Annotated in this window: 21 protein-coding genes; 4 read left to right on the top strand and 17 right to left on the bottom strand. The window is 39.9% G+C overall.

All coding sequences use genetic code 11. From position 1 onward, the window contains the following. Positions 1-106 precede the first annotated feature (106 nt). On the top strand, positions 107-739 hold the full coding sequence (gene nth, locus IE199_RS16195) for an endonuclease III (RefSeq protein WP_189772650.1): 633 nt from the start codon (positions 107-109) through the stop codon (positions 737-739). 144 nt (positions 740-883) lie between these two features. Here nth and IE199_RS16190 read toward each other — a convergent pair whose 3' ends face one another. From IE199_RS16190 to IE199_RS16160, 7 genes are all read right to left on the bottom strand, one after another. Continuing rightward, entirely contained in the window at positions 884-2278 is a 1395-nt protein-coding gene (locus IE199_RS16190) for a serine hydrolase (RefSeq protein WP_189772648.1), read from the bottom strand. 132 nt (positions 2279-2410) lie between these two features. Beyond that, entirely contained in the window at positions 2411-3022 is a 612-nt protein-coding gene (locus IE199_RS16185; RefSeq protein WP_189772646.1) for a hypothetical protein, read from the bottom strand. A 1-nt stretch (position 3023) separates the two neighbouring features. After that, complete coding sequence (locus IE199_RS16180; RefSeq protein ID WP_189772645.1) at positions 3024-3500, bottom strand: RNA polymerase sigma factor; 477 nt, start codon at positions 3498-3500, stop codon at positions 3024-3026. A gap of 825 nt (positions 3501-4325) precedes the next feature. Then, complete coding sequence (locus IE199_RS16175; RefSeq protein WP_189772643.1) at positions 4326-5453, bottom strand: ABC transporter permease; 1128 nt, start codon at positions 5451-5453, stop codon at positions 4326-4328. Further along, a complete protein-coding gene (locus tag IE199_RS16170) occupies positions 5453-6385 on the bottom strand; it encodes an ABC transporter ATP-binding protein (protein ID WP_229854777.1) in 933 nt (310 codons plus the stop codon). Before IE199_RS16170 ends, IE199_RS16175 begins: the two co-directional genes overlap by 1 nt. Then, positions 6375-7313, bottom strand: a complete 939-nt coding sequence (locus IE199_RS16165; protein WP_189772639.1) for an HlyD family secretion protein — start codon at positions 7311-7313, stop codon at positions 6375-6377. The genes IE199_RS16170 and IE199_RS16165 overlap by 11 nt, the downstream gene beginning before the upstream one ends. Next, the gene (locus IE199_RS16160; RefSeq protein ID WP_189772637.1) at positions 7314-7946 is read right to left on the bottom strand and encodes a TetR/AcrR family transcriptional regulator; all 633 of its coding nucleotides are present in this window, start codon (positions 7944-7946) and stop codon (positions 7314-7316) included. It lies immediately after the preceding gene. A 348-nt stretch (positions 7947-8294) separates the two neighbouring features. Between IE199_RS16160 and IE199_RS16155 the strand changes: the two genes are divergently transcribed. Then, positions 8295-8714 carry a VOC family protein gene (locus IE199_RS16155; RefSeq protein ID WP_189772634.1) on the top strand — a complete coding sequence of 140 codons (420 nt, stop codon included), beginning with the start codon at positions 8295-8297 and terminating at the stop codon, positions 8712-8714. Positions 8715-8775: 61 nt separating this feature from the next. Here the strand turns inward: IE199_RS16155 and katG are convergent, their stop codons facing one another. The 4 genes from katG to IE199_RS16135 form a co-directional block, all read right to left on the bottom strand. After that, positions 8776-10923: a catalase/peroxidase HPI gene (katG, locus tag IE199_RS16150; RefSeq protein WP_189772632.1), complete on the bottom strand. Its 2148-nt coding sequence runs from the start codon at positions 10921-10923 to the stop codon at positions 8776-8778. 226 nt (positions 10924-11149) lie between these two features. After that, positions 11150-13162 (bottom strand): fused MFS/spermidine synthase, encoded by a 2013-nt coding sequence (locus IE199_RS16145; RefSeq protein WP_189772630.1) that lies wholly within the window; start codon positions 13160-13162, stop codon positions 11150-11152. 132 nt (positions 13163-13294) lie between these two features. Next, complete coding sequence (gene nhaA / locus IE199_RS16140; RefSeq protein ID WP_189772628.1) at positions 13295-14530, bottom strand: Na+/H+ antiporter NhaA; 1236 nt, start codon at positions 14528-14530, stop codon at positions 13295-13297. Between the two features lie 26 nt (positions 14531-14556). Further along, positions 14557-14973, bottom strand: a complete 417-nt coding sequence (locus tag IE199_RS16135; RefSeq protein ID WP_189772627.1) for a hypothetical protein — start codon at positions 14971-14973, stop codon at positions 14557-14559. A 129-nt stretch (positions 14974-15102) separates the two neighbouring features. Here IE199_RS16135 and nhaR point away from each other — a divergent pair, with 129 nt between their 5' ends. Further along, on the top strand, positions 15103-16002 hold the full coding sequence (gene nhaR / locus IE199_RS16130; RefSeq protein ID WP_189772624.1) for a transcriptional activator NhaR: 900 nt from the start codon (positions 15103-15105) through the stop codon (positions 16000-16002). 266 nt (positions 16003-16268) lie between these two features. Here nhaR and IE199_RS16125 read toward each other — a convergent pair whose 3' ends face one another. Beyond that, entirely contained in the window at positions 16269-17912 is a 1644-nt protein-coding gene (locus IE199_RS16125) for a SulP family inorganic anion transporter (RefSeq protein WP_189772622.1), read from the bottom strand. Positions 17913-18126: 214 nt separating this feature from the next. Continuing rightward, positions 18127-18897 carry a transcriptional repressor AgaR gene (gene agaR, locus IE199_RS16120; RefSeq protein WP_189772620.1) on the bottom strand — a complete coding sequence of 257 codons (771 nt, stop codon included), beginning with the start codon at positions 18895-18897 and terminating at the stop codon, positions 18127-18129. 288 nt (positions 18898-19185) lie between these two features. Between agaR and IE199_RS16115 the strand changes: the two genes are divergently transcribed. After that, a complete protein-coding gene (locus IE199_RS16115; RefSeq protein WP_189772618.1) occupies positions 19186-20505 on the top strand; it encodes a sugar MFS transporter in 1320 nt (439 codons plus the stop codon). Between the two features lie 92 nt (positions 20506-20597). On the opposite strand, the gene IE199_RS16110 is transcribed toward IE199_RS16115, so the two are convergent. Genes IE199_RS16110 through IE199_RS16095 form a run of 4 tightly spaced genes read right to left on the bottom strand, consistent with a single transcriptional unit; the run spans position 20598 to position 24839 of the window. Then, positions 20598-21047, bottom strand: a complete 450-nt coding sequence (locus IE199_RS16110) for a hypothetical protein (RefSeq protein WP_189772616.1) — start codon at positions 21045-21047, stop codon at positions 20598-20600. Continuing rightward, entirely contained in the window at positions 21047-22732 is a 1686-nt protein-coding gene (locus IE199_RS16105; RefSeq protein WP_189772614.1) for a GMC oxidoreductase, read from the bottom strand. The genes IE199_RS16110 and IE199_RS16105 overlap by 1 nt, the downstream gene beginning before the upstream one ends. 12 nt (positions 22733-22744) lie before the next feature. Beyond that, positions 22745-23932 (bottom strand): N-acetylglucosamine-6-phosphate deacetylase, encoded by a 1188-nt coding sequence (nagA, locus tag IE199_RS16100; protein WP_189772611.1) that lies wholly within the window; start codon positions 23930-23932, stop codon positions 22745-22747. Beyond that, positions 23919-24839, bottom strand: a complete 921-nt coding sequence (locus tag IE199_RS16095) for an ROK family protein (protein ID WP_229854776.1) — start codon at positions 24837-24839, stop codon at positions 23919-23921. The genes nagA and IE199_RS16095 overlap by 14 nt, the downstream gene beginning before the upstream one ends. Positions 24840-24861: the final 22 nt, after the last annotated feature.

The following is a 24861-nucleotide window of genomic DNA, read 5'->3' as shown; positions in this document are numbered from 1 at the left end:
CGAACAGCGCTGGGCAACGAATGTTTTGATCGTATAACAAAAAATAATGCGCTGGGTAAACCACTGGGCAATGGTTTACCCACGCTAAACAAAATATGGCTATACCATGAATAAAGAAAAACGACTGGCGATTTTAACTCGTCTGCGCGACGACAATCCACATCCCGAAACAGAGCTAAACTTTACCACGCCTTTTGAGTTACTCATTGCCGTTTTACTCTCAGCACAGGCGACCGACGTTGGTGTAAATAAAGCGACAGCTAAACTTTACCCTGTTGCTAATACGCCACAAGCCATTTTAGACTTAGGCTTAGATAAGCTAAAAGAATATATTAAAACGATTGGCCTATTTAACACTAAAGCCGAAAACACGATAAAAACCTGCCGTATTTTGGTTGAACAACATGGCGGTGAAGTACCAGAAAACAGAGCAGCTTTAGAAGCCCTACCCGGTGTTGGCAGAAAAACAGCCAATGTCGTGCTTAACTGCGCGTTTGGCTGGCCTACCATTGCTGTAGATACCCATATCTATCGCTTATGTAATAGAACTAAATTTGCCATGGGCAAAACGGTTGATGATGTTGAGCAAAAGCTAATCAAGGTCGTGCCGAAAGAATTTAAAGTTGATGTGCACCACTGGTTAATATTGCATGGTCGCTATGTCTGCACCGCTAGAAAGCCAAAATGCGGCGCTTGTATTATTGAAGATTTATGTGAGTTTAAGGAAAAATCTGAGTAGTACAAAGACGCCTTATTATTAAGGCGCAGTTTGAATCGTTGTGAACAATCAGACTATTTTGATTGCTTTTACGTGGTTCTATTTAAGTAAACTGATCAGTATTCATAACAAACTGTTTACTTCGACCTATAAATAGAACTCTTACTAATCCAGTTTCTTACCTGGCAGTGATTGACCACCTTGATACATAATAAGTGAGGTTGCGACGCCTTCAATATCAAGTTCAAATTGAATTCTCGCTTTTACTGCATTGTTAACAAATTCGTAATTTGAGTTGGCGGTTAAAGGCAATATTGGTTGCCCCGTGGCTTGGACAAATAACTTATCTCCTTTATGAGTTATCGACAAAACAAAGCCTGGCACCAGCTCATACTTTCCAATCAATTTTGCTAAAGCTTCTTCAGTTACCTTGGCAGGAGTTGTTAGCTTTAAAGATGCTAAAGAGTTAGTCAAATAACTGTAACCAATCTCATCTAACAATATTGAAGTGTTTGATAAAATTACGATACCTTTATTCAAATTAGGATTAAAGCCAATAAACGAAGCGAATCCACCTGTTTGACCATTGTGCAAATAAACATCACCTTCGTCTGTATTCTGTATGATCCAACCTAATCCTATTTTAGTATTCGAATGACCAAATTTAGCTGTCGGCTGGTGAGTCAATTTGATTGCTGACGCCAACTTGTTCTGATGCATATTAGCTTTTAAAAAAAGTGCCATGTTGGAAGTACTAGAAACAACACCACCTGCGCCAACCATTGCTGGTAACTGCCAATATTCAGTGGGTTCAAGGCTGCCATTATGTCCTATGCTTCTTCTTGTATGCTTAGCTTCAGGCACATTGACATAGGTTTCCTTCATCTTTAATGGTGTTAATACCCGTTGGTTCAACATTTGTTCGTAATTTAAATTATCAATTTCTGCCAGAGTAAGTCCCAATAAACCAACGGCAAGGTTTGAGTACTCAGGTGCTTCACCAACTTCTCGCGGTAACTTGAAGTGGCGAAGAAATTCGTACATCATTTCTTTTGTGTAATCAGCGTAAGGGTTTAATGGCTTTCCAAACGGCATATTACTAGGAAGTCTAGGCAAGCCCGAATGATGATTTGCCAATGACTCGAACGTAATAACTTTGTTATTTTTTATTGGTAATCTAACGGACTTAGGCAAATAATTTTGCACTGCATCAGACAATGTTAATTGGCCTTCATCGACAAAGGTTGCAAGTGCTGTTGAGGTAAGTACTTTGCTTATTGAGCCGATTTCAAACAAAGTGTTTTGGTCAACTTTTTGCGCTGTTTCCTTGTTTGCCATGCCAACATTAATGAAGCTCACCTCACCGTTTTCTATGATAGCAGCTGCGACTCCTACACTTATTTTTTCCGTTTCTACTTTGTGTTTAAGCACACTCTCCAATGCAGTATTAGCTGATGCAGCTTTTGAATTACCAGAGATAATTGCAATCATTATTGTAATAATTATGACGATCATCCCTGAAAAGGAAGCTTTGCTGTTTCTTGGTTGTTTATTGTTCATTGTCGATATTCCTTAATAAATTTTGGCCACACTTGTCCTAAGCGACTTTCTCAGCAAGTCGCTCAAAACATTATTTTAAGAGGTTACGGTTGTCGTAGTGTCGTCGATAAACGACTAGTTATTTAATCGATTTTATTGACGGCTCTGCGAGCTAATTTCCGACAGACGTTGTTCAATATTTTTTAGTAAAGGGCCGAACTTTTCTTTGGCTGCGCGTTTATTTAAAAAATACACTCCCACCATCAATAGGCCAACACATATGTAATACCAATGCATGTTGCCAGATATTTGTGGTACACCAGATTCGTTTACGTTTGCCCCCAAAGTGATAAGCAAAATAGCAACTGTTAATGGTCCTATGTACCACCACACAATAGACTCTAGCATTTGTTTTTGTTGTTGAATTTTTTGTTTTTCTTGAATTAAAAAATCTTTAACACTATCACTCTTTTTAACAGCCACTTTTTTTGCAGATGTTAAACGATATGGGATATAAACACTGGCGACGATTGCAATTATGCAACCTATACTTTGCATCGTACTGGCTGAATTCAATAAACCCAGAATCCAAACTGGGATAAGTAATATCGCTATTCCAATTTCTAGAAAATCACGACGTTTAATTTCTTTATCAATCTTAGATGTTTGTTGCTCAATCATGTCTATCATCTCGGTTAAGTCTTCAGGAGTTGATTTGGTTGTAATAGCTTGTTGCCAGCCTTGCTTTAATTCATCTAGATTCATATCAATCTCCTATGTACTTGCTTTCAAATTCATTTTTAATGCGCTTTATGCGCGATCTAACGGCATTGGAACTTATACCAAGCACCTTAGCGCTGTCGTCCGACGAAAGACCATCTAGGTACATCATCAGCAAACTTGCGTCTGTGTCACTTAAACTATCCATAAAGCGATTTAGAATGTCGGCCTGACAATTTTCTTGCGGTGGCAGAAGCTCTTGAATAGATTGGTGTAACGGAGATTGTTTAATCTCTTTTATCTTTATTGCCACACGAGCAAATGTGCAGGCTGTATTTAGTGCCACTTTATATACCCATGTTTCTTGTTTTGACTCACCACTAAAAGACTCAAAACTTCTCCAAAGTTGCAGCAATATTTCTTGATACATATCATCAAATTCGCCTTCATGACTATACCTAGACGCTATATACCTGATCCGTCCTTGGTTATTGATGATCATTTGTTCGAATTCTTTACGCATCTGATATCTGCATTTTGCCTTTTGGATAGATATTTAATTAGTCGGTGATAAAACACGATTGTGTCATATTGGCTAAATATTTTTTTAATTAAGCCGTCCCTTTGGAATTCAAACCCTAGTTTTAGTATATTCACTAAAATGATTTCATTTAAAATCTGAACGTTAAACACATAAGTTTGTATTGTTTTAACAAGCGACTTTACTCAATTTAATTTAATAACCACTCTTTTTAGTTTTTGAGTGAAGAAGGCATAGTGAAATAAGCCTGCAGAATAAAGCCCCAAAAAATAAAAATAGAATCAAACAATTAAAAATTTATAGCTAATAAATTTGATAGATTTGCACGTGAGCCTAAATGGGAGCTTGCATCATTGAAAATTTATGAGAGTTTAAGGAAAAGCTCGAATAAAAGTTAGTTAAGCTCCTTCTAAATTTTAACTAACTAAGCAAACACTTCTAAACTTGCCTATTTTAATAGAGGGCAACTTTAGGTTGGTACTTTAAAATATTATGAGCGGGTGGTTAATTCCCTCTAACTTCTCAACTTTTCGAAAATAGTTTTTGGATCAGTAAATTACCACCAATATTATTCATTGGCTGGCTACAAAAATTGGTATATAACAATAGCAGCAACAAATAAAACAAACACATTTCATGAGAATTGAGCCTGCCTGCACAGCGAAAACTGAAACCCTTAAATCAGTTAAAACAGCTACGATTAATCAACAATCGCGTATTTGATACATAACTAGCTGCTAAACAATGCTAGACAATTTGCGTTTGATTTGTCCGTTGTATTTACGTGGTAAATATTAATTTGGATGATTAATCTAAGGTTCTGCGATAACGTAAAATGGCCAAACAGCCCACCACTAGAATGAACAATAACATAGCGAAGAACTCATGCGTTAGCTGAGCAAATGGCGCACCTTTAAGCATAATGCCACGGACAATTCTAAGAAAATGCGTTAATGGCAGCACTTCCCCAATGTATTGCGCCCACACTGGCATGCCACGAAATGGAAACATAAAGCCAGAAAGTAAAATTGACGGTAGAAAAAAGAAGAAAGTCATTTGCATCGCTTGCATTTGAGTTTTGGCAATAGTTGAGAAGGTAAACCCTAAACATAGGTTAGCAATAATAAAAACCAATACCGCCAATACAAGCAGGTTAAAACTACCTTGAAACGGCACGGCAAACAAATATTTGGCGGCTAGTAAAATCACCACGGTTTGCACTAAACCCACCAAAACGTATGGCAATATTTTACCTAACATCACTTCAAACGGCTTTGCTGGCATGGCTAAAATATTTTCTAAATTGCCTTTTTCACTTTCTCTGGTCATGGCCATCGAGGTGATCATCACACCTGTCATGGTCAAGATAACGCCAAGTAGCCCAGGGACAATATTGAACTGGGTAATATTTTCTGGGTTATATTTGTTGTGAATAACAACGTCAATCGCTTGGGGCTTTTGCTTAAGATAAGACAACGCGCCAACAGATAACGGTGCAATACTTTGAGCGATGATATCTTTTACTCGGCTAATTGCATTGGATGATGCCGACGGATCTGACGCATCAGCTTCAATTAACACTTGAGGCATTTGTTGCTTAACCAACTGGCGAGTAAATCCTTTAGGTATATAAATAACAAAGGAAACTTCACCTCGACTAAGCATAGCTTCAGCTTGCTGGTAGCTTTGTACTTGTTGGGTAAACTGGTAATAACCTGAGTTTTCAAACCCCTTCAACATAGCACGCGTAAACTCTGTGTTTTCTTCCGCATAAATTGCTGTTGGCAAACTTTTAGGGTCAGTATTAATGGCGTACCCAAATAGTACCAATTGAATAATAGGAATACCTATCATCATCGCAAAGGTCATACGATCTCTGCGCATTTGGATCAGCTCTTTAACTAAAATGGCCCATGTTCGAATTAAGTATTGCATTAATGTTGCCTCAAATCTAAGCCACTTCTTGTCATCAGTGAAATAAAAACATCTTCAAGACTTGGCTTGACCTGATGCCAAGTCAATTGGTTATAAGGCGGTGACTGTAATACTTGGTTTAACAGCGCTTGATTAGTCCCACTAACGTGAATTGCCGAACCAAAAAATGCGGCGAACTCTACGCCATCTTCTTGATTTAGAGCCTCGCTAATAGCACGCACATTGGGCTCATCAGCGCGATAGGTTACTAATTGAGATCCTTTGGTCACTTGGGCAACACTACCCTGGGTGATTAACTTGCCATTAGCTAAATAAACAATTGAATCACAACGCTCCGCCTCATCCATATAATGTGTGGAGACTAACACTGTCATACCGTGGTTTGCTAAGGTATGGATTTCGCGCCAAAATTCTCGTCGTGCTTGCGGATCTACCCCAGCAGTGGGTTCATCTAACAACAACAGCTTAGGTTTGTGCATGGTCACCGCAGCAAGTGCTAACCTTTGTTTCCAGCCACCAGATAACGCGCCAGCAAGCTGGTTTTTACGATGAAACAAGCCTAAATTTTTTAACGTGTTATCAACTAGTTCACTTCTATTGGCTAAGTGATACATGCGGGCAACAAAATCTAAGTTTTCTTTAATGGTGAGATCTTCCCAGAATGAGAATTTTTGTGTCATGTAGCCAGTTTGCAGCTTAATTTTTTCACTATCACGTAAAATATCTAATCCTAGACATTCCCCTTGTCCTTCTGAAGGTTTTAACAAACCACAGATCATGCGAATTGTCGTGGTTTTTCCTGAGCCGTTAGGGCCTAAAAATCCCCAAACCTGCCCTTTTGGCATGTCAATGCTAACTTGACTTACCACCTCAGTTTTACCAAAACGTTTGGTTAAACCACGCACCGATATAGCTAATTCACTACTCGACATACACATCTACCGGCTGACCAATATTTAACAAATTGTTTTCCATTTCAGCCTCAACGGTAAACACTAGCTTATCTCGCACCCTCGGCCCATAAAGTACAGGCGGGGTAAATTCCGCCTTTTTAGCAATAAAGGAAATTTTAGCTTTAATAGGGTTTTCTGTTTTATCTTGATTAACCCAAACCGTTTCCCCCAATTGAAAGCTGGCTAAGTCACTTTGTGGTACGGTAAAACGCACCTTTTTAATATCATCCAATAAAACAGATAAAATCGGTGTGCCTGCTTTAACAAACTCTCGTTGACGATAAAAAACTTGGCTTACCGAGCCAGCCGAAGGCGATACTATGTTACGTTGGTCATTCAGCCATTGCTGCTGATTTAACTTGGCTTGTTTGGCCAAATAAAGCTCACTTTGTGCTAAGGTTGCTAACTCTCTAGCAGGCAGTTTTAATGCGGCAATTTGAGAGTGATAACTTTGAATTTGTCGCTTAAGAACATCTTTTTTAGTTAACAACAAATCTAATTCATTTTGACTGCTTAACGCTTTCGTGATGAGCTCTTTGGTTCTAGTGATATTTTTTTCTACCAGCTTTAACTCTTCTTGAAGTGCTAACATTTGACTGTTCACTACCGCAATTTCCTCCGCTCTCGCGCCATGTTTCATATCATCGACTAGATAAGATTGGCTTTTCAGCTCATTTGAAAGTTGCTTTATTTGCAGCGCTTGCAATGATTGATCTAGCTGAGCAATTGGCTGTGAGGCAAGGAGTTTGTCACCTTCATCCACTAATAATTCTTCAATAAAGCCATCTTGTGGTGTTATTGCGTAGCTATACTCACCTTCAATGTAGCCAGAGTATGTTGGCTTTTCTTGTGTTTGTTCACTACAAGCAACCAGCAGTAAACAGACGCTTAACGTGACATATTTCATTTAATTTTCCTTAATGCCAAGCGAACAGAACATATTACGCAAGTGCTGTTGAAACAGCGCGTTAATATCGTTTTCACTTTTGTTATCGCCATTTAAAATCACATACCAAATCACAGAAAAAATTACCGGCGCGATCACTAACCGTGCCATTACTTTGCTATTTTCAACGTTAATTTCTTTGTTGGTATTACCTTTATCTAACAATTTTGTTAATGCCATCAAACCTTTTTCAATCACTTGCTCACGGTAATTTTGTGCAACTTCTGGAAAAGCAAATGAATCACTGATGATCACCTTGATAAGCTTAGGCAAAGGGCTATAAAGGATAACCTTAGGCAGAAAGTTGAACATATTGCTCAACCCTTGTTTAACCGATGGCGATTGCTCAAGAAGTTGGGTTAATTCACCTAATTTAGGTAACGCTACTTGCTCGATAATGGCTTGGAATAATTCTTCCTTGGTTTTGAAATAAAGATATAAGGTGCCTTTAGACACTCCTGCCATATTAGCAATATCATCCATACGAGTTGCTTTAAAACCCTGTAGATAAAACTGCTCTAACGCAGCCATTAATATCACTTGTTTGCGCTTCTCTTTATCGCGCTCTGAAATTGCTCTTGTTTTTGTTTGCACTACCACAACCTTAAATGACTGACCAGTCAGTTATTTAATGAAGGTAATTTAAAGTGGTTATTTTGTCTACAATTAATTTCAATAAAATATCTATACTAAGGCTTTTGTTATTAAACCTACATAAGATGAACCTTTAAACTTGATGTTTTGGCCATATGTTAGTGAATGATATTAGAGCGTGTTGTTATGTCTTATTGATATGATAAAACCGTTGGTCGCTATATTTTCCAATCATCGTTTTGTTAATAAGTGCTTGGCGACAGAAAAGTTAATTACCTCTTTTAAGTTAGGGCAAAAATAAAAGAGGTGTATGTTCACATAATTTGTTTTGCTAGATTAAGGGCTACCATGAAATTCTTACATACCATGATCCGCGTTTCCGACGTTGATGCGTCATTAGATTTTTTTGTAAATAAACTAGGCTTAGTTGAAACCAACCGCTATGACGTGCCAGAAGGTAAATTTACTTTGATCTTTTTAGCAACTGAACCTGGCGCACCAGAAATAGAACTAACCCATAACTGGGATTCAGACGAAGTTTACACTGCTGGGCGTAATTTTGGTCATGTTGCTTATGAAGTTGATGATATTTACGCACTTTGCCAATCATTAATGGATAAAGGTGTGGTTATTAACCGTCCACCACGTTGTGGTCGTATGGCATTTATTAAATCGCCAGATGGCATTTCCGTTGAGCTATTACAAAAAGGCGAAGCGTTAGCACCACAAGAGCCGTGGGTCAGTATGGAAAATACTGGCACTTGGTAAAGGCATCAAAGAAGTAAAGTTGTTAAAGGGCTAAGCAAGCTTAGCCCCTGTTTTTCTTAACTTAATAAATACCAGCATTCATAACTTTGTTCCAAGCACTAACAAAATCTTTAACAAACTTTTCTTGGTTATCATCTTGGGCATAAAGTTCAGCATAAGCCCGCAATATAGAATTTGACCCAATCACTAAATCAACACGTGTTGCAGTCCATTTAACTTGACCTGAATCTCTATCACAAAGCTCATACGTGTTTTTACCAGTAGGTTTCCAGCTGTTAGACATATCGGTTAAATGCACAAAGAAATCATTGGTTAACACCCCAACTCTGTCAGTGAATACACCATGTGGGCTTTGGTCATAGTTAGTGCCAAGTACACGCATACCCGCAACCAATAAAATCATTTCAGGTGCAGTGAGGCCTAAAAGTTGCGCCTTATCCAATAGCAGCTCTTCAGGACTTACCGCGAAGTCGCTTTTCAGCCAATTACGAAATCCATCATGAATAGGCTCTAACACGTCAAATGACTCTGCATCGGTCATGTCATCGGTTGCATCTCCGCGCCCAGGCGTAAACTCAATTTTTATATTGAATCCAGCAGCTTGCGCAGCCTGCTCTAGTGCATAATTACCAGCTAAAACGATAATATCAGCGATACTGGCGCCTGTCGCCGCCGAAGTTTTTTCATATACAGCAAGAACCTTGGCTAGGCGTTCAGGTTCATTGCCCTGCCAGCTTGACTGTGGAGCTAATCTTATACGACTGCCGTTAGTGCCACCGCGTTTATCTGATTGTCTATATGTGCGGGCACTATCCCAAGCAGTACAAATCATTTCAGCTGAACTTAAGCCGCTTGTTTTGATTTGCGCTAATACATCGTCTTGATTGTAATTTGTATTGCCCGCTGGCACAGGGTCTTGCCAGATCAAGTCTTCACTGGGTACATCGGGTCCAATGTAACGGCTCTTAGGCCCCATATCTCTGTGGGTTAATTTAAACCAAGCTCTAGCAAATACTTCTGAGAAATACGCAGGGTCTTGATAAAATCGTTCAGAAATTTTGCGATAATCAGGATCCATTTTCATCGCCATATCTGCGTCTGTCATAATGGGATTATTGCGACGTTTAGGATCGCCAACGTCTATTGGCTTGTCTTGCTCATTGATACTAACAGGCTCCCATTGCCAAGCACCCGCAGGACTTTTTTTAAGTTGCCAATCATGATTTAGCAACAATTCAAAATAGCCATTATCCCATTGAGTAGGATGTGTGGTCCAAGCACCTTCTAATCCACTGGTAACCGCTTTGCTGCCAGTACCTTTTGACGTTTTATTTAACCAACCTAAACCTTGGTCTTCAACATCAGTACCTTCTGGCTCAGGGCCCAATACAGAAGCATCACCATTACCATGACATTTACCCACCGTGTGACCACCGGCGGTAAGTGCAACAGTTTCTTCATCGTTCATTGCCATGCGTGCAAAGGTTTCACGCACATCTTTAGCCGTTTTTAACGGGTCTGGCTTGCCATCAACACCTTCTGGATTGACATATATCAGCCCCATCATCACAGCAGCCAATGGGTTATCTAAATCTCTATCGCCAGAATAACGGCTATTATCATTATCACTTGGCGCTAACCATTCTTTTTCTGCGCCCCAGTAAATGTCTTTTTCTGGGTGCCAAATATCTTCACGACCAAAACCAAAACCAAAGGTCTTTAGTCCCATAGATTCATAAGCAACCGTGCCAGCATAAGCAATGAGATCAGCCCAACTCAGTTTGTTGCCGTATTTCTTTTTGATTGGCCATAATAATCGGCGGGCTTTGTCTAAGTTGGCGTTGTCGGGCCAAGAATTTAAAGGCGCAAACCTTAAGTTACCAGTAGCTGCACCACCTCTTCCATCGGCAACTCTGTAGGTTCCAGCCGAATGCCAAGACATACGAATCATCAAACCACCATAGTGGCCCCAATCAGCTGGCCACCAAGATTGACTGTCTGTCATTAACGCTACTAGGTCTTTTTTCAGTGCGGCGTAATCAAGCTTTTTAACTTCTTCGGCATAGTTAAACGAACTTGCCATTGGGTTAGTTTTTTCATCGTGCTGATGTAAAATATCTAAGTTAAGGTTTTTAGGCCACCAATCAGTGTTTGCCTTACCACTTTCAGTCAAACTACCATGCATTACTGGGCATTTACCTGCCGACATAAATTACTCCTTTACTTTGTGCGTCTAGAATCAGGCTTGTACAAGCAAAATTCGATCTAGGGCTAATATACGAATAAAACTGATAAATCGATTACTCACTGCCATTATTAAATTAAGTTGCAGTAAAGTATTAAGAATAGGTGAGATTTGTTCAAAAGAGCAATGTTGATAAAACACTAAAAATTGTAGGAAAAATAAAGCGCCGTTAACGGCGCTTTATCTGAAGTTATTTTAACAGAGATAACAAGTGACTGAAGTCGTCTGTCCATATGACCTGTTTGTCTTTGGGTACATTAACAGGTGTTTGAGTCAGTTTTAATTTTGCTGAGTTGATGACTGCAGGGTTGTTGGTCATCCACACCCAATCGGTATCATGTTGCCCTTCATAATCGGCCTTGGTTCTAAAATACATCAGTTCATAACCAAGTTCTTTCGATAAGCCCACCATTAGCGGTAACAGATGTAAGTGGCTATTTGAGATATGAAACGCCAATATGCCCTGCTCTTTTACTAGCTTCTGATACAGTTTGATGGCTTCCACCGTAATTAAATGCTGAGGAATACTGTCACCAGAAAACGCATCAAGCACTAACAGATCTAGAGGTTTAAAGTCAGAATTTGATAATGATGCCAAAGACAATCTAGCGTCACCTTCGATCACTTTTACGTCAGCTTTGCTGCCAGACAAAAAGGTAAAATAATTGTTTGCCGCGTTAATTACTGAAGGGTTTAATTCATAAAAAGTAAAGGTATCACCAGCTTTGCCATAAGCAGCAAGTGCACCAGCACCCAAACCGATAAAACCGGCATTAATAGCACCATTTTGTTGTGCTGTTTGGATGGCGAGTGCGCCACCAGTTCCCGCCCTAAAATAACTCAACGGGATATGATGTTTATTCTTATCAACATATTGAGTGCCATGAGACGTTGTACCATCAATTAAACGGCGCTCCATTTCCCCTTGTATTTCTACTTCTTTAACACTTAACACACCAAAGAAATTACGCTCTTGATAAATATCGGTTTGTTGATAAGCACTGTTAAGTGTCACAAAAAGTGCGGAAATTAAACCGGCAATGACAAAGCTTACCACTGGCAGCTTTTTCATGCCTTGTTGGTTAAATTGGTGCACAGCAATCAAGGCAAATAACACAATAAATGCTAGAGGAAATTCAAGGAACTGCGTCCAAATTTGTGGGGCAATTAATGCAATAAACACTGAGCCAGCAAAACCACCAAACGACATCGTTAAATAAAATGGCGTCAATTGGCTAGCGTCAGGTTTTGCTTTAGCTAGCTCACCATGACACACCATACAGGCTGTAAATAATACACAGCTAAAAAGCACTAATTGAGTGATAAAATCAAACTGTGCGCCGATAAAGAAAAGGAAGATGGCAATGGCAGAACACAAGGCTAAAAACGCCAACCAATACCAACGTACGTACCATTTTTCATGATGGAAGCAGACGATAAAAGACAGCAAATACAAACATAAAGGTAATATCCATAAAAATGGAATAGGTGCCACATTTTGGGTAATTGCATTGGTAGTTGCCACGAGGAAAATCACCCCTAATGCAGAATAACCAAACCAAAATAAAAACGATGAAAGCTTAACCGTTGAACCTGCTTGTTCCGCTGATTTCACTTGATTAAATTTCTCGCTTTTACTTATTTGCCACAACATAGATAAAAACGCAGCAACAAACACAGCATAAACTAGTGACCAGGTAACATTTTGAGTACTAGAAGATAAGACTGGCTCAATAACAAAAGGAAATGAAAGCAATGCCAACAAGGAAGCGGCATTTGACCAAGAATAGAGAAAATACGGTGATTTTCCTTCATTAACCAAAGCAAACCATTTTTGCACCAAAGGTGCCGTTGCCGATAAAGTAAAATATGGCACGCCGACACTTAGAAACAAGATCAGTAAAATATCGGTAAGCGGCGACTGGCTTGCTTCACTCGATAACGCTTCATAGCCAATGGGCAGTAATAACAGAGACAAGACCAGCAATGAGGCATGACAGAAAAGCTGTTTCCTAACAGGTAAGTACTTAGCAATTAAGTGACTATAACCGTACCCAAGTAACAGAGTTCCTTGGAAAAACAACATACAGGTTGTCCAAACTGACGAGCCTCCGCCAAAATAAGGCAGGATTTGTTTAGCAATTAGCGGTTGGACCTGAAACAGCAAAAAGGCTGCGAGGAATATAACAATAAGAAACAGCATGGTTTTGTACTTTCAAAAATAATCGCAACATTAAACAGAAAAGTACAAAATTTATCAAAGAGTATTTTGCATTTAATGTGAAGGTAATGACCAAACAGCCATTACCTTCAAACATTTAGTTAGGGATAATTATTACCTGCCACTAACACGTTCGCTACGCATTTGGATCAAATGTGACATCATTCTAAATCGTCTGACTTTTATTTTGTCAGGCAATGAAGCTTTCAACCAGAAAAAACCAATTAACGCAGACAGTATTGACGCAACAAGGATACCTAGTCGTTCATCTACTATTTGATTATTACCCGTCGTTTCAAACGCTAACGACCCGATAAATAAACTCATGGTAAAACCAACACCACATAAAATAGAGACGCCGCCCAGTTGCGATAAGGTAATACCCTTAGGTAGTTTGGCTAACTTAAGCTTAATCGCCAAATAACAAATACCAAATACCCCTAGCGGTTTACCAATAAACAAACCTGCAGCTATCCCTAAGGTCACAGGGTGTGTTAACGAATCAACACTTATTGCCCCTAGGTCGATACCAGCATTGGCAAAAGCAAATATCGGTAAAATGACAAAGGCAACTGATGAATGCAAACTGTTTTCTAATTGTTTCACTGGTGAATACTGTTTGCGTTTGCTTTCCCACATTGGGATAAAAAACGCTAGCAAGACACCGGCTAAGGTTGCATGTACACCTGATTTAAGCAGTGATACCCACAATATTCCGCCAACAAACATATAAGCAGGAATATCGGTCACCCCTCGCTTGTTTAACATCGTCAATACACCTAAACAGGTTAAGGCGATAGCTAGCGGCACGGGAGCAATTTCCTGACTATAAAACAACGCAATAATTAGGATAGCGCCAATGTCATCAATAATGGCTAACGTGACCAAAAACATTTTTAATGACGTAGGGACTCGCCTTCCTAACAAGGCCAAAATACCAAGAGCAAATGCTATATCAGTTGCAGCAGGAATTGCCCAGCCCATGCGATTAACATTGTCGTTATAGTTAAAGACTAGATAGATAGCTGCAGGAATTACCATACCACCAACAGCGCCAATAATAGGCAACACAACATTGTTAGGGTTAGATAATTGCCCTTCTAACATTTCACGTTTTAACTCTAAACCAACCAGGAAGAAAAACGCTGCCATTAGGCCGTCGTTAATCCAGAGCAATAACGGTTTATCGATAGCAATTGCGCCAATATGAACACCTGCCGGTATCCCTATTAGCATTTCGTAATACACAGACAATGGGCTATTAGCCACCAATAAAGCAAGCAAGGTGGCGAACATCAAAATAATACCCGCAGATGCTTCGAGCTTTAAAAATTTACGTAAAGAAGTCATTTCAACCTCAAACTACTACAAAAGGTTTAACAGCTATACGCTTTGGCAAGCGCTGCTGTGATACTTTCTACGGTCAAGATGTCTTTTTTAGTATGCTCTTTATACTGATCGAACTCTTTTTTAAAGTCGTCATAGCTCAAATCACTTGGCACACAAATTTCGTCAACACCTAATGTTCTTTTGGTCACCGCAGCATAACTGGCAGTTGGTGTGCGATTGTTCATCGCTCGATCTACCACACCGTCGGTTTCATCACGTGTTAATAAATTTTGTTTCTTACTAATTAAGCCATAGAAAAAACCACGGCATTTCTGTTTTTGTTCGGCATTAATTGAATCGCTCAAACACTCGGCGATAAAGGCATCGGCTGAAAACTGCCCGGCTGATGATGTTGGAATATAAGAAAAAACGACAAGTAAAACTGCAATAGATAGATTACGCATGTATCACCTCCAAATTGAAAAATTTAAGCGAGGTTAACAGCAAAAATTTAACCCGCTCTTTTGCAATCTACTGAATAAGACACTAAGATAAAATCTATTTTAACCTGAGAGTTAGTTCGTTATTTTCGAATGTTTATCAATATTAACTACAACCATTTATATTATTTCTGGGTTTGTGCAACCGAAGGTGGCGTGTCTAAAGCGGCAGAAGTTTTGCACTTAACACCACAAACAGTCAGCGCCCAAATTTCGTCACTTGAACAAAGATTAGGTCACAAGCTATTCGAAAAATCAGGTCGAACACTTAAGCTCACTGAATTTGGTGCGGTGACCAAAACTTATGCCGATGATATCTTTTCTAAAGCACATGAATGGTTAAATACTGCAGTCACCGGTGAACACAACGCGACTGCTATTTGCCGAGTTGGAGTTACCGACGGCTTACCTAAATCTTTGGTTAGTAAATGGCTATCGCCCATGCTACAAGTTAATTCATCGGTAAGGTTAGATTGTGAGGACGGCAGTATCGACGATTTGCTTTTGTTATTATCACGCCACAAGCTTGATCTGATCTTAACGGATATCCCCCTTTCACCTGATTTTCATGATTTAGCTGAATGCCAAAAAATAGGTAAAAGTGCGATGGGTATTTTTGCTGAAGAAAAAACTGCAGATGCCCTTGCGGCACAGTTTCCACAATCACTGCATCAACAAAAGATGGTAATGCCAGGGACTGCAACCCCTATCAGCATTCAACTTGAACATTGGTTTAACCTCAATGCCATTCAACCTCAAGTAACCGTATATGCCACTGATATCGCATTAATGAAAACATTAGGTCGAGATGGCTTTGGTCTTTTTGCCGCGCCATTAATTGTTGAGCAGGAAATAAAAAGCCAATTTCATGTAAAAAGAATTGGCGTTGCAGAAAAAGTGTTTCAGGAATATTTTTTGATAACACCAAGGCGCTCTATTGTGCATCCTGCTGTGACTGAAATAGTCAAGAGCGCCAGCAAACTATCAAAATAATTTATACCAACTCAATTAAATATTTGGTCACTTAGCGAGAATTAAAAGGGTTAGAGACAAGGCATTGGTTGCAAAGAATGGTCGCTCCCTTGTTAAAACCAATAACACAGTCTATAAGCCTTTTAAACTCGCCCTTGGGAACTCATTAGCGCCCTGATAACTTCCCTAAATAATCGAACCATAGAGTGACTATGCTTAAATTATTTAGCTTGTTCTAAGCTCGCTAATGAAGTTCTAAGTTGGCCGAATATTTAATAGAATTGGTATTACAGTGAATTGAACTCACTATCTAACCAAGCAAATGCTGCTTTACGCGTACTAAAACGCTGATCTTCAGGAACCAACTCGGTAACACCTATTTTATCGAGTTTTTCCCCTACTTCATTTTTAGGGTAAACAAACAACAAAGTTACGCCTAAGTCTATCGCCTCGGCGATGGCATTTTCCATGGTTAACGCAATGGTATCATCGATAAAGGGCACATCGGTTAAATCCATTACCACAATTTTATATTGAGATAATACACGGTGTTGCTTAGACATGGCGCGCGATAAACCAAACATCATAGGACCACTTAGATAAACCAATAACAACTGGTCTTTAAAGCGAGCAAATACTGACTGCTCTTCTTTGGTTAACCTAAGCTCATCGTCAGTATCAGTGATGGTTTTAATACTGCGTGTTTGCGCAGCACTTAGTTTTTCAATAGTAACAATATTGGCGATAAACAAGCCAATACCTACCGCCATGATCAAGTCGACAAATATTGTGACAAACAACACTAAATACATGATCATCGACGAGTGACGTGACACAAGATGAGCTCGTTTGATAAAGCTCCAATCTAAAATATCTAAACCGACTTTAAAGGCAATAGCAGCCAATAATGCCGTAGGGACCAACTCAAGCCAGTCGGTCAACAAAAAGGCTGCAATACATAATGCTACAACCCTAATAACGCCTGAAGTAACTGTTTTACCACCAGCCTGAATATTAACAACCGTCCCCATGGTTGCACCAGCACCAGGTAAACCACCTAGAAAGCCAGAAACTAAGTTGCCGATGCCTTGACCAGTTAATTCTTTGTCTGAGTCGTGATCTTCTTTTGTTAAGTTATCGGCAATAAGCGAGGTTAACATCGAATCTATACAGCCTAAGGTACCTAAGATTAAGGCATCCACTAACATGTCATCTAACAAGTTATAGTCAAAGGTTGGCCAATAAATTTGTGGTAAACCGATATTGATTTCACCAATACGAGATACGTCACTGTGGCTAAAAACCAATAGAGAAAAGATTGAAACACCAACTAAAGCAATTAATTGGGCAGGTACTTTTTGTGCAAGCTTTTTAGGGGTAAAAAATAGAACCGCAAGCGATAATGCTGCAATTACTACTTCCGGTAAAGATATATTAGAAAATATATAGCCTAGGTTATTGAGGGTACCTGCTGCGCCTGGCTCAGGTGCTTTAACACCCAATAAAGGCCCTAATTGCAATAAGATAAGTATACAACCGATGCCAGACATAAATCCTGAGATTACGCTATACGGCATCATGGTAATGTATTTACCGAGGGAAAGCTTCGACAGTACTAGCTGTACTACACCGGCCATCATTACCACAGTAAAGGCCATTGCCATGCCATTTTCTGGGTTACTTGCCAACATTTCAGCAATAACAACAGTAAAAACAACCGTCATTGGGCCTGTTGGCTCGGAGATAAGTGTTTTGGTTCCACCAAATAAGGTAGCAAACAAACCAATGAGAACGGCGCCGTAAACACCAGCGGCCGCCCCCGCGCCACTTGCCACACCAAAAGCAAGTGCTAGCGGTAAAGAAACAATGGCGGCAGATAAGCCCCCAAATGCATCGCCACGTAAGTTTTTTGTGGTAGGTATATTTATCATGTTGAAAATTAACGCTTATTTGACAGAAAAGTTAACAAATTAGTTCACTATTTTGACTATCAGCTTATGAATTCCATTCGTTATACCAATAGTTGTTGCATTCAACTCCTGCTGGCAACATGTTTCAACAGGGCATTCTATCGCTTATTAACTTTGATTTAATCAATTATTTTATATTTTTTATTTTTCAGCAGTTTGCTAAAGATATATGCGATTATTTATCAACAATGATCAACATCACATTTAATGCATCCAACTCATTAACAACTTCCTGCGGTATGCCACTGTCGGTCACTAATACGTCAATATCTTCAAAGTTAATGATTGTATGCAACGAACGACGACCAAATTTAGATGAATCTGTCGCAACAATTACTTGCTCTGCTGCACCACACATGGCGCGATTAAAATTTGCTTCTGGCTCGTAATGAGTACTAATACCTCGATGTAAATCGATACCATCTACCCCTAGCACCACTTTATTGAAGTTATAATATTTAAGCTTCTCTTCTGCTTGTGTGCCGTAAAATGACATTGATTTTCGGCGAAGAAAACCACCTGAGATGATCAACTCACATTCATCATTGGCTGCCAGTTCGTTAGCGATATTTAAACCATTGGTTAAAATCGTAATGCCTTTTTTCCCTGATAAACTCTGCGCAACTTCTTCAGTTGTGGTACCAGAGTCTATTATCACACTGTCGCCATCTTGGATAAGATCAGCAACAGCACGGCCAATGAGCTTTTTAATTTTGTGATTTTTTTTATGTTTTTCTTTAATCGAAAGCTCTTTGGTTAAACGGTTGCTCGCCACCGCTCCACCTCTTGAGCGTACAATAAGCCCAAGCTTATTGAGTTCATTTAAATCGTGACGAATAGTAACAGTAGAAATTTCAAATTTTTCAGCGAGGGCTTTAACCGATACAGAGCCGAGTTGCTCAGTCATCATGACAATTTCATGTCTACGTTCAATAGTACTTAGCATTTTTATTTTCACTTATAATAATTATCGCGATAGGCGAATTCGATTTATATTCCCTAGAACAACATTGGGAAGTTAAAAATCCGAATAAAATTCGCCTTCAATAGATGCATGTTAAAACGCAAACATACTTTTTTAAAGGGAAAACTTATTTACCTGCGCTTTAGCATGACATTTATCACTTTCAACAAAATCATTTCGAAAGGTTTCGTAACTTTCATTTGGTTTGCTTTAATGGCAAATTTATGGAATTATCCTTCTTTTGTGGATCATTTCTTATGAGGAAGTTACATGACTACTGCAACAATAAATCAAGAAAATAGCAGTAATAACAGTGTATTACTCCCTATGTTCATCATAGGTGGGTTGTTTTTTATGTTTGGCTTTGTTACTTGGCTAAACGGCTCTCTAATACCTTTTTTGCAAATTGCTTGTGAGTTAAATCATACACAAGCTTATTTAGTCACTTTAGTGTTTTATATCGCCTACACATTAATGGCGTTACCTGCTGCTCGCGTACTAGAAAAAACAGGTTATAAAACAGGTATTGTTATTGGCTTGTTTGTCATGGCAATCGGTGCCTTAATCTTTATTCCTGCAGCTCAAACTAAACTTTACAGCGTTTTTCTTGTTGCATTGTTTATCTTAGGAAGTGGTTTAACTTTATTACAAACGGCCACTAACCCGTTTATTGTATTGATTGGTCGCCGTGAAACTGCCGCTGTTCGCATCAGTATTATGGGTATTTTGAATAAATCTGCCGGTGTTATTGCACCTTTGGTTTTTACCGCTTGGGTACTTGCCGACATGGACCAATTTACCCCAGAAAAAATTGCCTTGTTAAGTGAAGTTGACAAACACGCACAGTTACAGGAATTGTCTGAACGACTGATTTTCCCATACCTATTAATGGCGGTATCACTTGTAATACTTGCAGCATTTATCAAGTTTTCTCCGTTGCCTGAGCCCAATATCAATGAGCAAAACGACACGGCATCAAGCAATAAATCAATCAAAGACTTCCCGCATTTGATCTTAGGGGTTGTTACCTTGTTTTTATATGTTGGTGCTGAAGTCGTTGCTGGTGACACCATAGGCTTATACGGAAAAGAAATGGGGGTGCAAAACTTTGCCCAGCTCACCTCTTACACCATGGCGTTTATGGTGGTTGCCTATGTGTTAGGTATGGTGCTAATTCCAAAATATATTTCGCAAGAGACCGCGTTAAAAGCGTCTGCACTATTAGGTATGATCTTTACCATGTTGATCATATTATCCTCTACGACTGACGCCTCAATATGGAACAGCTTATTTTTCTGGTTAGATATTCCAGCCTTGCCTAACAGTGTGTTGTTTGTTGCGTTACTGGGCTTTTCTAATGCTCTTGTGTGGCCAGCTGTATGGCCGATGGCACTAAAAGATTTAGGCAGCTACACGGCAAAAGGTTCAGCTTGGCTAATTATGGGGATTTCAGGTGGTGCTATCATTCCTGTTATTTACGGTGTTCTCGCCGACTCTATTGACAGCCAGTTAGCTTACGCTGTGATGTTCCCTTGTTATGCATTTATCGCTTACTTTGCAATTTGGGGACATAAAAAAGCCAAGCTTTAGCGCTTAGTAACCCTCAAATTATTCAATAAAAAACGGACTTCATGTCCGTTTTTTATTGAGCATTTTTTGTTGCCATCAAATAAGACAAAAATTTAACAGGGTTGATATCCCATTGTGCTTGGTAATTCGAGTGCTACTTGAGGATGTGAAAAAAGCCCAATTAAGCCAAAATCTCGTATCTTGACTAACATGTCTGCAAATCTTTCATTTTGCATCGCTTTAGTAATTTCACTATGTAATTCTTGTGGTGTTAAGCCATGTATGTTTTTTTGAAACGAATAAAGCGCTCTTTCTAATGCAATTCTTTCATCACTCAACAAACTTTGCTCAATCATTAACGAAATAAAAGGCACTAAGTTTATGTTGTGCTGTTGAAAGCGCTCAGGTACAGGCACTAACGCAGGTTGCAGCACTTCTAGCACCTGCATATTGTTTTCAACGTTATGCTGCTGTGCTTGTTGCCACATCGTTGATAAAGCGCCTGGGCTTACCACTGCACCAGTAGTTGCTAACAATGACTGGATAAACTGTCGTCTGTCCACTAAAACACTCCTTGAGACAATAATTTGCCTGCATGATGTGCAGCTCGAGCGGTAAACGCCATATAGGTAAGCGATGGGTTTTGATAGCCTGACGAGGTCATAAAAGCGCCGTCAGTCACATATACATTGGCAACTAGATGCAGCTGGTTGTTTGAATTGACCATTGAGTCTTTTGGACTATGCCCCATTCTCGCCGTACCCATTTCATGAATCGCTTGACCAGGGGCTGATCCTGAATCATAAGGGGTAACATCTTTATAGCCAGCAGCCGTTAACATCTTCATCGCTTGCTGTTTCATATCGTTGCGCATTAACTGCTCATTGCGTTTAAACGTGCAGTCAAAATTCACTTGAGGTAACCCCCATTGATCAAGCTTTTGATGGTCTAGAGTGAGTTTGTTTTCTTTGTAAGGTAAACATTCACCAAAGCCAATCAAAGTGACTCGCCATGGGCCGGGTTCAAACAGTGATTCAACGTAGTCTTGGCCAAACTCTAGCTCTTTAAAGCCTCGTCGCCAATCACCTCGTGTTGCATAACCTTGATAACCGTAACCTCGAACAAAACTTTGTTGCTGCTTTTCTACATTTCGAAACCTAGGAATGTGAAAGCCAACCGGCCTACGACCTATATCAAAACTTTGAGCAAATTTATCCGCTATGCCAGAAGCGCCGATACGAAAATGGTGGTCCATCAAGTAGTGCCCCAACGTACCACTATCGTTGCCTAAACCTTGAGGGAATCTTTTACTGGTGCTTTGTAACAATAATGCCGTGCTGGCTACTGTCGATGCACAACAAAAAATGACACGAGCTCGATAATATTTTTGCTTTTTATCCAAGCGACCTATGGTTTTGACCCCTTGAGCCAAACCAGTTTTATCATCGTAAACAATTTCACTGGCTATAGTATCGGTGATTAACGTCAAATTCCCAGTTTTGGTAGCCGCAGGTAAGGTTGACGCATTAGCGCTAAAATAACTACCGGTTGGGCAACCTCTCATACAACGATTTCGATAACTACACTGTGCTCGACCTTCAAAGCCTTCATGAGTGGTTAAATGAGCCACTCGCCCAATAGTTAGGTGACGGTCAAATTTAGTTTTTAAGGTTTGTCTTAAATCTTTTTCTACACAATTTAACGGCATAGCTGGCAAATAAGGGCCATCAGGTAATTGAGGTAAAGCTAATGCCTCTCCCATCACGCCAATAAAACGTTCAACTTTATCGTACCAAGGTGCAATATCTTGGTAACGAACAGGCCAGTCGATACCATGACCATCTTGTTTGTTGGCAGAAAAGTCTAAATCACTAAAGCGTAAACACTGACGTCCCCAAGTAATTGAGCGACCGCCAACATGATAACCTCTGATCCAATCAAATCGTTGCTGTTCTTGATAAGGGTGATCGATATCATCAACAAACCAATGTTTGATATCTTGATTTAACGCATAACCTGTTCGGCCTTGCTTAGCTTTGCGTAGCTTGTCTTTGGCGCTGGCTTGGCCAGCAAGAGGAAGTTGCCAATTTTCTTTATCGGCGGTGTGATAATCTTTTTGATGTTCTATCATGCGGCCGCGTTCAATCACGGCCACTTTAAAACCCTGCTCTGTTAATTCTTTGGCTGCCCAACCGCCACTGATGCCACTTCCGATCACTATGGCATCAAAAGCACCGTCACACTGCATACAAGTTTCTTATTATTCGCTGATAAAAGTACTGAGTTGTGGCGAATGATAACAAAGTTTCCCATCAATGATAGTGCCATGTACGCTACAATCTTCAGCCATTAACACTAAGTCAGCAAATTTACCTACGGCGATACTGCCAACAGACTCTTGAAGTTGAATGTGCTTGGCTGGTGAACTAGTTGCCATATTAATTGCACGAGCAAAGCTAACATCAGCAAGCTCTACCATATTTTTAACCGCTTTATTGAGCGTTAACGTGCTACCCGCCAAAGAGTTGGTGAGTGTACGAGCAACCCCGTGTTCAACAACAATATCAAGTTCACCTAATCGATATTGACCATCGGCAAGGCCACCGGCATTGATGCAATCACTGATCAAAGCCACTTTTTCTTCGCCTTTAAGCTGTAATACCATTTGCATAATCAGCGGATGTAAATGAATACCATCGGCAATCACTTCCACAAGTGCCTTTTTATCCATCAACAAGGTACCAGCACAGCCAGGATCTCTATGATGAATACCTTTCATGCCATTAAATACATGAACACCACCACAAGCACCTAAGCGCAGCGCCTCTTTCGTTTGTTCATGATTTGCATTGGTATGGCCTAACATAGGCACAACGTTTTTTTCCACTAAATAAGGGATCATCGCCATGTTATCTTCAAGCTCAGGTGCTAAAGCAAACATTTTTAGTGAGCCTTTACTGGCGTCAATAATGGCGTCAATTCGCTCTTGCGTTAATGGTAAAAAGAACTTTTCATTATGAGCTCCTTTTTGCGCCTCGCTGAAAAACAAACCTTCGTTATATGCACCAAGAATTTTTGCGCCAGGTAACTTTCGTTCTCTTGCTCGGCCAATAGCCTGATAAGCTTCAAGGGTGACATCCCATTTAGCCGTGACGGTAGTACCTAAAAAGCCAGTGACACCAAATTTAGCCAAAGACGCTGAAATCGCGTCTATCGCTTCATCGGTTCCGTCCATGATGTCAAAACCATCACGTCCATGAATATGCAAATCAATCATCCCTGGCACCATTTTCAGGGATGGAAAATCAAATTGTGGCCAGTCGATGTGTGGTTCACGGCCAATGGCAACAATCTTTTGCTGTTCTACCAACAACCAGTGATCTTTAAGTATTCCCTGCTCGGTATATATTTCACCCGCGCGAATGGAAAAACACTCAGCAAATTGCATGATTAGCTCCTAAAATCGCCGCGCCGCGCACACCACTTGAATCACCATACTTTGCTCTTAACACCTTAGGTGATTGAAAGCCTGGGAACATATGTCTGGCAATATATTCAGGTAAACCGTCGACAATTGCATCAACCAAAGATAAACCGCCACCTAAAACTATGGCTTCGGGCTCCATTAGTTTGACCAGTGTGGCAAACACTTCACCTAAAATATCAAGGTAACAAGATAAAACCACTTGCGCATAATGCTCACCTTGCACAAGACGCAAATGCCATTCTTTGGCACTGATCTGTTCATTGGCAAAATGCTGATACAACTTGCTGATACCAGGGCCTGAAATGTAGGACTCTACACAGCCCATTAAACCACAGCCACATTGCAAAACAGGCAGTTTATATTTTTGCTGCAACACTGCTGACAAAGGTAAATGACCATATTCGCCAGCAACACCCAATTGGGTTTTTTGCAACTTACCATCAACACACATACCGCCCGCAGCGCCGGTACCGATAATAGCGCAAAACACGCGGCTAAAGTCTTGACCAGCGCCATGCCATGCTTCAGATAAAGCAAAACAGCGAGTGTCGTTGTGAATGACAACACTGCGTTTAAGCGCTAATTCTAAATCCGGTTTGATTAATTTACCTGTGGCACAGGGAATATTGGCTGATAGCACTTTGCCCTGATGATCAATCAATCCAGGCATGCCAATACCAATACTGCCTTTGCTATGACTTTTAGCATCAGCCGCCTCAATCTGTGCGATCACTGTAGATAAAAATTGTTGGTAATCATTCACTGGCGTTTTTACACGCCAGCAATCAACTTGCTCTAAGTTTTCATTAAAAATGGCGGTTTCAATTTTAGTCCCGCCAATATCCAAACCGTAGGTCAACATTGTCATTTTAAACCATTAAATTTCTTAA

The sequence above is a fragment of the Thalassotalea marina genome (genome assembly GCF_014656435.1).
In the GTDB taxonomy this organism is placed as follows: Bacteria; Pseudomonadota; Gammaproteobacteria; order Enterobacterales; family Alteromonadaceae; genus Thalassotalea_C; species Thalassotalea_C marina.
Note: the sequence above shows the minus strand (reverse complement) of the source record. Positions and strands in the feature narration are given on the sequence as shown.

What these genes read in the sequence shown, in the direction of transcription:
- IE199_RS16135 (WP_189772627.1), bottom strand. Translation starts at nt 14,973, where the DNA reads ATGCGTAATCTATCTATTGCAGTTTTACTTGTCGTTTTTTCTTATATT.
- IE199_RS16185 (WP_189772646.1), bottom strand. Translation starts at nt 3,022, where the DNA reads ATGAATCTAGATGAATTAAAGCAAGGCTGGCAACAAGCTATTACAACC.
- nhaR (WP_189772624.1), top strand. Translation starts at nt 15,103, where the DNA reads ATGTTTATCAATATTAACTACAACCATTTATATTATTTCTGGGTTTGT.
- IE199_RS16190 (WP_189772648.1), bottom strand. Translation starts at nt 2,278, where the DNA reads ATGAACAATAAACAACCAAGAAACAGCAAAGCTTCCTTTTCAGGGATG.
- IE199_RS16095 (WP_229854776.1), bottom strand. Translation starts at nt 24,839, where the DNA reads ATGACAATGTTGACCTACGGTTTGGATATTGGCGGGACTAAAATTGAA.
- IE199_RS16175 (WP_189772643.1), bottom strand. Translation starts at nt 5,453, where the DNA reads ATGCAATACTTAATTCGAACATGGGCCATTTTAGTTAAAGAGCTGATC.
- nagA (WP_189772611.1), bottom strand. Translation starts at nt 23,932, where the DNA reads ATGCAATTTGCTGAGTGTTTTTCCATTCGCGCGGGTGAAATATATACC.
- IE199_RS16155 (WP_189772634.1), top strand. Translation starts at nt 8,295, where the DNA reads ATGAAATTCTTACATACCATGATCCGCGTTTCCGACGTTGATGCGTCA.
- IE199_RS16145 (WP_189772630.1), bottom strand. Translation starts at nt 13,162, where the DNA reads ATGCTGTTTCTTATTGTTATATTCCTCGCAGCCTTTTTGCTGTTTCAG.
- IE199_RS16125 (WP_189772622.1), bottom strand. Translation starts at nt 17,912, where the DNA reads ATGATAAATATACCTACCACAAAAAACTTACGTGGCGATGCATTTGGG.
- IE199_RS16165 (WP_189772639.1), bottom strand. Translation starts at nt 7,313, where the DNA reads ATGAAATATGTCACGTTAAGCGTCTGTTTACTGCTGGTTGCTTGTAGT.
- nhaA (WP_189772628.1), bottom strand. Translation starts at nt 14,530, where the DNA reads ATGACTTCTTTACGTAAATTTTTAAAGCTCGAAGCATCTGCGGGTATT.
- IE199_RS16115 (WP_189772618.1), top strand. Translation starts at nt 19,186, where the DNA reads ATGACTACTGCAACAATAAATCAAGAAAATAGCAGTAATAACAGTGTA.
- IE199_RS16170 (WP_229854777.1), bottom strand. Translation starts at nt 6,385, where the DNA reads ATGTCGAGTAGTGAATTAGCTATATCGGTGCGTGGTTTAACCAAACGT.
- IE199_RS16180 (WP_189772645.1), bottom strand. Translation starts at nt 3,500, where the DNA reads ATGCGTAAAGAATTCGAACAAATGATCATCAATAACCAAGGACGGATC.
- katG (WP_189772632.1), bottom strand. Translation starts at nt 10,923, where the DNA reads ATGTCGGCAGGTAAATGCCCAGTAATGCATGGTAGTTTGACTGAAAGT.
- IE199_RS16105 (WP_189772614.1), bottom strand. Translation starts at nt 22,732, where the DNA reads ATGCAGTGTGACGGTGCTTTTGATGCCATAGTGATCGGAAGTGGCATC.
- agaR (WP_189772620.1), bottom strand. Translation starts at nt 18,897, where the DNA reads ATGCTAAGTACTATTGAACGTAGACATGAAATTGTCATGATGACTGAG.
- nth (WP_189772650.1), top strand. Translation starts at nt 107, where the DNA reads ATGAATAAAGAAAAACGACTGGCGATTTTAACTCGTCTGCGCGACGAC.